Raw genomic sequence first — 8,039 nt, 5'->3', positions numbered from 1 at the left:
GGCGTAGGCCCAGAAGATGAAGCGGTGATAGCCCGGGCCCTGCTGCTGGGGGAAGTCGTAGTGCGTCCACAACGGATGAAGGCCGGCGACGGCGTACATCCACGCCGTGCCGTCGGTGTTGGCGTCGCCGATCAGGGTCTCGCGGGCTCCCGGCAGGGTCGCAAGGTAGGCGAACGCGTCGAGGTCGCCGTCGTCGATCATGACCCGGTCGTACTTCTCGCCGATCAGCTTTTCGTGTCGAGGGAAGTAGTGCCAGGCCATCCCGACCGGCACCGCGACGAGGACGACCGCCGTGAGCGCGTAGCCCACGCGTGGGCTGAGTCGCGGTGTCAGCCGTCGCAAGCCCGCCAGCGCGGCCGTCGTCATGGTGACCAACGCAATGCCCGCCATCGGGGCCAGCAGCATGGTCACCACGGCGGAGAGGCGCCGCGGGTCGCTGTAGAAGAGGTCGCTGAACGTACCGGTGAGCGTGCCGAGCGGACCGCCGAACGGCGCCGACGAATGGATGATCGAGAACACCAGCAGCAGCCAGACGGCGACGGGCCACCAGATCCGCCGAACCACGAGGATTACGAATCCGATGGCTGCGAGCGCGATGAGGGCGTTCTGGATCGGATAGTCGTTGAGGTGGCGGGTGTGTTGCACGACGGCGTCGAAGAGCGCCTTCTTCTTGCCTTCGTGCGTGACGAAGGCATGCCCGACGATGATCTCCGCCTGCTGAAGCACGCCGACGAACTGCGGGAGCAGCAGCACCAGCGTCGGCGCGGCGACGGCCACCAGGCTGACGAAGTCGGCGAGCCTGCCGCGGACCGGTCGCCACAATCCGTCGCACAACCACCACGCCACGACGAAGACGGCGGTCACCACACCGCCGGTGATGTGCACGGAGAAGACGCCGAGCAGGGCGAGGACGGCAAGCGGGATGCGGTCGCGATGCCTCAGCGACGAGACGATCAACAGCATGGTCGGCACGGCCAGCCCGTAGGCCGCGAGGTTGGGCATGGAGGCGGTGTCGAACTCGACGTAGGGGACCGCGGTGAACGACGCCGACAGCGCTGCCGCGGCCGCCGCCGATGTGGCCGCCTGCCACTGGCCCACGTCGCGGCCGCGGAGCAGGTGCCAGGCGAGCGCCGCCGCGCTGGCCGGGAACAGCCAGACCGCGACGGCCAACGAGTTCAACGTGTACGCGGTCGTGGCGGCGGCCCCGGTCAGCTGGCACTGGATGACGGCAAGGGCGTGGAAGGTGGACGGGTAGTAGAGCGCGTCCCGCGTTTCCACGTTGCGCAGCTCGCCCATGTGGGTCGGCGACGCCTGGCCGGTCTCGAGGATGAATCTGATGGTGTTGGCGTGCCAGACCGAATCCCAGGTGCTCGGAATGGATTGCCAGTGGGGCATCCCACGAATTGCTGCGAATGTGATCAACGTCGCACCGAGGACGACGCCCACCGCGACGACGAGCGCCGGGCCGGTCGTCATCGGATCGCCGTCGGCGGTGCGATCTCGCCGCCGTGCCAGCGCTGCCTGCAAACCCACGACGACGGCCACCACGATCAGCAGCGCGAGCAGGGCGGTCCACAGATTCCAGGGGATGCCGACCGCACCCATGGGGAGAATCGCCAGGGCGACGACCCCGTAGGTCAGCGCCGGGCCCACTGCGACAGCGGTCGGCCAGGTTAGCTGCGCGGCCCGCGCAATGATTGCTCCGGGGATGACCAGCAACAACAGGGCGACTAGCACTCCGGACGCCAAGCTCACTGCACTAGTATGACCACGCAGGTGACCTGGGTCCGTCGGGGCGTGCGCACGGCGGGCACCATCGAAATCAGTACGGTTCGCGGTACTTACAGGGCTCGAAGGTGGCAGTTATGGCATACGACGTCGCCCGGGTGCGTGGTTTGCACCCGTCTCTGGGCGACGGCTGGGTGCACTTCGACGCGCAGAACGGCATGCTGCTGCCCGACTCGGTGGCGACCACCGTGTCGACGGCCTTCCGCGGATCGATGACCACGGGGCAGGGCCCGCATCCGGCCGCTACGCGCAGCGCCGCGGTGCTGCACGCCGCCCGGCAGGCCATCGCCGACCTCGTCGGCGCCGACCCCCGTGGCGTCGTCCTCGGTGCCGACCGCGCGATCCTGCTGACCTCCCTGGCCGACGCCTCGTCGTCGCGCGTCGGGCTGGGGCACGAACTGGTCGTTACCCGGCTCGACGACGAGGCCAACATCGCACCGTGGCTACGGGCGGCGAATCGCTATGGCGCCAAGGTCAAGTGGGCCGAGGTCGACATCGAGACCGGAGAGTTGCCCGCCTATCAGTGGGAATCGCTGATCGACAAGCCGACGAAGTTGGTCGCCATCACCTCGGCATCGTCGGCCCTGGGCGCCGTCACCGATCTACGTCCCGTCGCCAAGCTGCTGCACGAGAACGGCGGCACGGTGGTCGTCGACCACTCGGCCGCGGCGCCGTACCGGTTGGTCGACATCGGTGAACTCGAGGTCGACATCCTTGCGGTCAACGCCCAGGCGTGGGGCGGCCCCCCGATCGGCGCGCTGGTGTTCCGCGACCCGTCGACGATCGACTCGTTCGGCTTGGTGTCGCTCGACCCGTTGGCCACCGGGGCCGAGCGCTTGGAGATCGGCACGCACCAGTTCGGCATGCTCGCCGGTGTGGTGGCCAGCGTCGAGTACCTGGCCAACCTCGACGAGTCCGCTTCCGGCACCCGCCGCGAAAGACTCTCCGTCTCAATGCAATCGGCCGCCACATACATGGCCCGGCTGTTCGACTACCTGCTGATGTCGCTGCGCTCGCTGCCGCTGGTGATGGTCATCGGTCAGCCGGAGCAGCGCATCCCGGTGTTGAGCTTCGCCCTGCACGGGGTGCCCGCCGAGCGGGTGGTGCAGCGGCTCGCCGCCAACGGGGTACTGGCTTCCCTGAACACGACGTCCAGGGTGCTCGACGTGATCGGGGTCAACGACATCGGTGGCGCCGTCACGGTCGGGCTGGCGCACTACACGACGATGGCCGAGGTGGACCAGTTGGTTCGCGCGCTGGCTTCCCTCGGTTAACCGTCAATCTCCTACGCGCAGAAGCACTTTCCCGTGCACGTCGCCGGATGAGAGCAGTCGGTGCGCCTCCGCTGCCTCTTCGACGGGGAGCTCGGCGCCGATGATGGGCCGCACCCGGCCGTCGGCGATCATCGGCCAGACGTTGGCCACCACCGACTCGACGATCGCGCTCTTGCCCGACGGCCCGTCGACGGGCCGCGACCGCAGCGCCGTCGAGATGACACCCGCGCGCTTCGCCATCAGCTTGCCGAAGTTGAGCTCGGCCTTGAGGCCGCCCTGGAAGCCGATGACGACGAGCCGGCCGTCCTGGGCCAGTGCGTCGATGTTGCGATCGAGGTAGGAGGCGCCCATCAGGTCGAGGATGACGTCGGCCCCCACACCGTCGGTCTCCGCCATGATCCGCTCGACGAAGTCCTCGTCGCGGTAGTTGATGGTGATGTCGGCGCCGAGCGTGCGGCACACCGTCAGCTTCTCGGCGGAGCCTGCGGTCACGGCGACGCGGCACGCAAGCGCGTGGGCCACCTGGATGCCGTGGGTGCCGATTCCGCTTGCGCCGCCGTGGAAGAGCACCGTCTGCCCGGTCGAGAGATGCGCAGTCATGCCCAGGTTCGACCACACCGTGCACGCGACCTCGGGCAGTGCGGCGGCCTCGTGCAGACCGACGCCGTCGGGGATGGGCATCACCTGACCCGCGGGCACCGCGACGCGCTCGGCGTAGCCGCCGCCGGAGAGCAACGCGCACACGGGGTCGCCGACCGACCACGCGGTGACGCCGGGACCGAGCTCCGACACCCGCCCCGACACTTCGAGGCCGATGGTCGAGCTGGCGCCGGGAGGCGGTGCGTAGTGGCCCGCGGCCTGTAATAGGTCCGCACGGTTGACGCCTGCGGCGACGACGTCGATGACGACTTCGCCGTCGCCTGCGGTGACGTCCGGAACGTCCCGCCAGGCCAGGTCAGTGCCGGATTCGGCGACGATCGCGTGCATGTCCATAACGCTACTACCAGGCGGCTGCAGTCCTACTATGTCGCAATGGAGGGGACCATTGGGGGGCGGACCGCGAGCTCGATGCCGGGGCTCGACATCGCCGAACAACGCGCTTGGCAGCACTTTCTCGACGCAGCGCTGCGGCTTCATGCCACTTTGAACCGGGAGTTGGTGGACGTTCACGGCCTCACTCTCAACGACGTCCGACTGCTCGACGTGTTGGACAATTCGGTGAGCGGTTCGGCTCGGATGGGAGATCTCGCCGATGAGCTGATGTCGTTGCCCAGCAGGGTAACTCGTCAGATCCATCGGCTCGAGACGCAGCGCCTGGTCCGAAGGTGCTCGAGTCCGGAGGACGGCCGAGGGGTGCTCGCGACGATCACCGACGAGGGCAGGGACGCGTTGCGGGTGGCGATGTCGACCTACGGAGACGGCGTCCGCGCGCACTTCCTGAGCCGCCTCTCGCGGCCGCAGACGGCGGGGATGGGCGAGAACTGCAGGCGCATCGGCGTCGCCCTCAAGGCCGAGGTGACGCCCGCGAGGGTGGGACGGGTCTAGCTCGCTTAGAGTTGTCGGCGGTGGCGTGGCAGAGCGGCCTAATGCACTCGCCTTGAAAGCGAGAGTCGGCTAACACCGACCGGGGGTTCAAATCCCTCCGCCACCGCTCCTTCGTCGAGAGTGCGTCCATGGCGGGATTTCTGGCCGATTGGCGCCACCACGGCACACTCGACGGGTTACTCGCCCTTGAAGTCCGGTGGCCGCTTCGCGAACATCGCGGTGATGCCCTCGGTCAGGTCCTTCGAGGCCAGGAATGCCGAGTTCCATGCCGCCACGTAGCGCAGGCTCGCGGACACCTGCGCGGTGCGCTGCTCGTCGAGCACGTCCTTGATGCCACGCACCACCAGCGGAGGGTTGGCGGCGATCTCCCTTGCGGTCTCGTGGGCGGCGGCCAGCGAGGCTTCGGCGTCGGGGTACACGTCGTTGACCAAGCCGATCTTCTCGGCCCTGGCTGCGTCGATGTCCTTGCCCGTCAGAGCCAGCTCGCGCAGGTGGCCATCGTTGAGGATCAGCGGCAGCCGGGCCAGGCTGCCCACGTCGGCAACCATTGCGAGCTTGACCTCGCGGACCGAGAACTTCGCGTCGGCACTGGCATAGCGGATGTCGACGGCCGAGATGAGGTCGACGCCGCCGCCGATGCACCAGCCGTGCACGGACGCGATCACGGGTGTGCGGCAGTCCGCGACGGCGGTGATCGTGCCCTGCATGGCCTTCAGTTCCGTGTGGAACTCGGTGCGCGGCTTAGCGAGGCCACCCTCGGCAAGGACCGGGGCCGGGGTGCCGCCCATCGACGCGAGGTCGAGGCCGTAGCTGAAGTTCTTGCCCGACCCGGTGAGCACGATGGCGCGCACGTCGGGGTCGGCGTCAAGGGAGGCGAACGCCAATGGAAGCTCGGCCCAGAACGCCGGACCCATCGCGTTGCCCTTACCGGGGCCCACCAGCGTGACGCGAGCGACGTGAGCATCGACGTCGACGGTGAGGGATTCGTATGCATCGCCCATGCCAGGAAGGCTACGGGTCTAGGGCGGGGTCTCGCCGAGCAGGATCTCGCTTACCGTGCTGTCGGGCAGGAACGTACACACCGCGTCGGCGAGGGTCTTCGCGATCTCGGCGTCACCCGGGCTGAGCACCGAGGTCTCGTCCTTCAGGATCTCCTCGATGACGGCGGTCTGGTCGGCCTCGTCGAGGTCGACGTACTCCTCGCACGTGACGGCGAGGGCGTCACCCGGCGGCGGAGCATTCGACGACGTCCGGGGCGTCGAGGTTCGTGGTGCGGACGTGGTTGGCCGCGACGAGGTGGAGATCCGCGTGGACTGGCCCGCCTCGGTGGTCATCGCGACCGTTCCCGGTGTGGTGCGGTCGCAGCCCGCAATTGCGCCCGCGACGACGAATGTCGCCGCGACGACCAGAACCCGCGTCCTCATCGGAGCAACGATAGGGGTTAGACCCGCTCCAGATAGAAGTACAGATGGCGCGGCGCGCCGGAGCTGTCGTCCAGCGAGCCCTTGCCGTTCATGATGCCCACGACCGTGTTGTCGTCGACCCGCTTGAAGTGGTCGTGCACCGGAGCACCGTCGTAGACCATGGACGCGGTCACCTCACCGCGGAACTCCTCGAGCCACAGGGTCGCTTCGCCCTTCATCGCCTCGGTGTTGGAGAACTTGTTGCCGTCGGCGTCCAAGCACACCAGCGGTTGCGCGTCGGAGGCGGACTTGAACGTCTTGCCGAACCAGTTGAGGCGCTTCATGAACCCGTTGGCGCGGTGGCCGGTGTCGAACTCGCCGCCCTTCCACTCGCCGATCATGAAGTCGATGGTCGCGGGCTGCAGGGTGTCCCAAAACGCATCGAGTTCGGCGTCGGGAATCTGGTCGGTGCGGTCGGTCAACGCGGCGAACGTCTTTCGTGCCGTACTCGTAATGGCTGTCATCGTGTCTCGTCCTTGATCGTGCTGGAAATCCAGCGGGTGGCGAACTCGAGGAAGGCGTCGTTCTCGTGCGTCGCGGCGACGGTGACGCGCACACCGTCCTGACCGTACGGCCGCACCAGTAACCGGTTGTCCGCGGCACTGTTGACGAACTCGTTGGTGCGTTCGGCCAGCGGCAGCCAGACGAAGTTCGCCTGTGACGGCGGCACCGTGAACCCGGCGTCGCGCAGCGTCGCGGTGACCCTGGCGCGCTCGGCGACCACGGCGTCGGTGCGCGCCAGCAGTTCGTCCGAGGCGTCGATGGAGGCGATCGCGGCGGCCTGCGAGACGCTCGTCGCGGTGAAGGGCACGTAGACCTTGCCGAGCGCGGTGATGACGTCGGGATCGCCGACCGCATAGCCGATCCGCAGCCCGGCAAGTCCGTATGCCTTCGAGAACGTCCGCAGCACAACGACATTGCGGTGTGCGCGAACCAAGCCGAAGCTGTCGGGCAGCATGCCGTCGCGAATGTACTCGACGTACGCCTCGTCGAGCGCGATGAGGATGTCGCTCGGCACCGCGGCGACGAAGCGCGCCAGCGCATCCGGATCGACGACGGTCGACGTCGGATTGTTCGGATTGCAGATGAAGATCAGCCGGGTGCGATCGGTGATCGCGGCGAGCATGGCGTCCAGGTCGAAGGTGTAGTCGGTCAGCGCCACCTGCTGGGGCGTGGCGCCCGCCGTGCGAACCTGCAGCGGGTAGATCTCGAAGCTGCGCCAGCCGAACATCACCTCGTCGCCGACGGTTGCGGTGATCTGGATGAGCTGCTGGCAGAGGCTGACGGAGCCGCTGCCCACCGAGATGTGCTCTGGCGTGAAGGCGCCACCGTCCAGATGCTTGGCGAGGCGTTCCTTGAGTTCGACGTACCCGTTGTCGGGATAGCGGTTGATCGAGTCGGTCGCCGCCGCGATCGCCGCCCGCACGCTGGGCAGTGGACCGTCGACGGTTTCATTGCTGGCGATCTTGATGGCGCCTGGCACCGTCCTACCGGGCGTATAGGCAGGCAGATCGGCCAGCTCGGGGCGCAATCGGGCGGTCACGCGATCAGTCTAGGGGTGGGCTCGAAGCTGCTTTGCCTTCCACTCACCTGGCTGTGTACGCTTCTCCCTCGGCGGTTCTGGGGATTGGTTTCGTGTCCGGTACCCTCGGGATCGGTCAGGAGGCGTGCCAGAGCGGCCGAATGGGACTCACTGCTAATGAGTTGTCCGTCTTAAAGCGGACCGGAGGTTCAAATCCTCTCGCCTCCGCCACGGCTGAATTCGCTTCAGCCGTACAACTGAATAGCACGCGCCCGTAGCTCAACGGATAGAGCATCTGACTACGGATCAGAAGGTTGGGGGTTCGAATCCCTTCGGGCGCACTCTGTTTCCTACTGGTGGATCGATCCCGTCCGCGGCGGGTTCGAGCTGGCTATGCACGTCACCGATCGGTCGCCGCGAGCCCATGAACTCTCGTCGGGAAATCTG

General features: G+C 67.5%; 8 protein-coding genes and 3 tRNA genes. 5 read left to right on the top strand and 6 right to left on the bottom strand.

Translation table 11 applies throughout. The annotated features are described in order from the left end of the window. The coding region (locus tag QOD90_RS20535; RefSeq protein ID WP_526352672.1) for a DUF6541 family protein at positions 1 to 1,755 on the bottom strand (1,755 nt) is incomplete at its 3' end. 110 nt (positions 1,756 to 1,865) lie between these two features. On the opposite strand from QOD90_RS20535, the gene QOD90_RS20530 reads away from it, so the two are divergent. Then, positions 1,866 to 3,062 (top strand): cysteine desulfurase-like protein, encoded by a 1,197-nt coding sequence (locus QOD90_RS20530; protein WP_526352671.1) that lies wholly within the window; start codon positions 1,866 to 1,868, stop codon positions 3,060 to 3,062. Between the two features lie 3 nt (positions 3,063 to 3,065). On the opposite strand, the gene QOD90_RS20525 is transcribed toward QOD90_RS20530, so the two are convergent. Continuing rightward, entirely contained in the window at positions 3,066 to 4,049 is a 984-nt protein-coding gene (locus tag QOD90_RS20525) for an NAD(P)H-quinone oxidoreductase (protein WP_526352670.1), read from the bottom strand. 45 nt (positions 4,050 to 4,094) lie between these two features. Between QOD90_RS20525 and QOD90_RS20520 the strand changes: the two genes are divergently transcribed. Both QOD90_RS20520 and QOD90_RS20515 read left to right on the top strand, forming a co-directional pair. Then, positions 4,095 to 4,607, top strand: coding sequence for a MarR family winged helix-turn-helix transcriptional regulator (locus QOD90_RS20520; RefSeq protein WP_526352669.1), 513 nt, complete (start codon positions 4,095 to 4,097; stop codon positions 4,605 to 4,607). A gap of 19 nt (positions 4,608 to 4,626) precedes the next feature. Further along, positions 4,627 to 4,713: transfer RNA gene (locus tag QOD90_RS20515), tRNA-Ser, on the top strand. Between the two features lie 70 nt (positions 4,714 to 4,783). On the opposite strand, the gene QOD90_RS20510 is transcribed toward QOD90_RS20515, so the two are convergent. Genes QOD90_RS20510 through QOD90_RS20495 form a run of 4 tightly spaced genes read right to left on the bottom strand, consistent with a single transcriptional unit; the run spans position 4,784 to position 7,613 of the window. Beyond that, positions 4,784 to 5,608 (bottom strand): crotonase/enoyl-CoA hydratase family protein, encoded by an 825-nt coding sequence (locus tag QOD90_RS20510; protein ID WP_526352668.1) that lies wholly within the window; start codon positions 5,606 to 5,608, stop codon positions 4,784 to 4,786. Between the two features lie 18 nt (positions 5,609 to 5,626). Next, positions 5,627 to 6,031 (bottom strand): hypothetical protein, encoded by a 405-nt coding sequence (locus QOD90_RS20505; RefSeq protein ID WP_526352667.1) that lies wholly within the window; start codon positions 6,029 to 6,031, stop codon positions 5,627 to 5,629. 17 nt (positions 6,032 to 6,048) lie between these two features. Then, positions 6,049 to 6,534 (bottom strand): GXWXG domain-containing protein, encoded by a 486-nt coding sequence (locus QOD90_RS20500; protein WP_526352666.1) that lies wholly within the window; start codon positions 6,532 to 6,534, stop codon positions 6,049 to 6,051. Next, positions 6,531 to 7,613: a pyridoxal phosphate-dependent aminotransferase gene (locus QOD90_RS20495; protein WP_526352665.1), complete on the bottom strand. Its 1,083-nt coding sequence runs from the start codon at positions 7,611 to 7,613 to the stop codon at positions 6,531 to 6,533. The genes QOD90_RS20500 and QOD90_RS20495 overlap by 4 nt, the downstream gene beginning before the upstream one ends. Positions 7,614 to 7,731: 118 nt before the next feature. On the opposite strand from QOD90_RS20495, the gene QOD90_RS20490 reads away from it, so the two are divergent. Beyond that, a tRNA-Ser gene (locus QOD90_RS20490) sits at positions 7,732 to 7,823 on the top strand. A gap of 37 nt (positions 7,824 to 7,860) precedes the next feature. Then, positions 7,861 to 7,933 (top strand) — tRNA-Arg (locus QOD90_RS20485). Positions 7,934 to 8,039: the final 106 nt, after the last annotated feature.

The sequence above is a fragment of the Mycobacterium sp. genome (genome assembly GCF_032161845.1).
Classification (GTDB): Bacteria; Actinomycetota; Actinomycetes; order Mycobacteriales; family Mycobacteriaceae; genus Mycobacterium.
The sequence above is the reverse complement of the archived record's forward strand: the minus strand, read 5'-3'. Positions and strand labels throughout refer to the sequence as shown.

Bases quoted from the DNA above. Each gene is read 5' to 3' on its own strand.
- QOD90_RS20530 (WP_526352671.1), top strand. From the start codon at position 1,866: ATGGCATACGACGTCGCCCGGGTGCGTGGTTTGCACCCGTCTCTGGGC.
- QOD90_RS20525 (WP_526352670.1), bottom strand. From the start codon at position 4,049: ATGCACGCGATCGTCGCCGAATCCGGCACTGACCTGGCCTGGCGGGAC.
- QOD90_RS20520 (WP_526352669.1), top strand. From the start codon at position 4,095: ATGGAGGGGACCATTGGGGGGCGGACCGCGAGCTCGATGCCGGGGCTC.
- QOD90_RS20510 (WP_526352668.1), bottom strand. From the start codon at position 5,608: ATGGGCGATGCATACGAATCCCTCACCGTCGACGTCGATGCTCACGTC.
- QOD90_RS20505 (WP_526352667.1), bottom strand. From the start codon at position 6,031: ATGAGGACGCGGGTTCTGGTCGTCGCGGCGACATTCGTCGTCGCGGGC.
- QOD90_RS20500 (WP_526352666.1), bottom strand. From the start codon at position 6,534: ATGACAGCCATTACGAGTACGGCACGAAAGACGTTCGCCGCGTTGACC.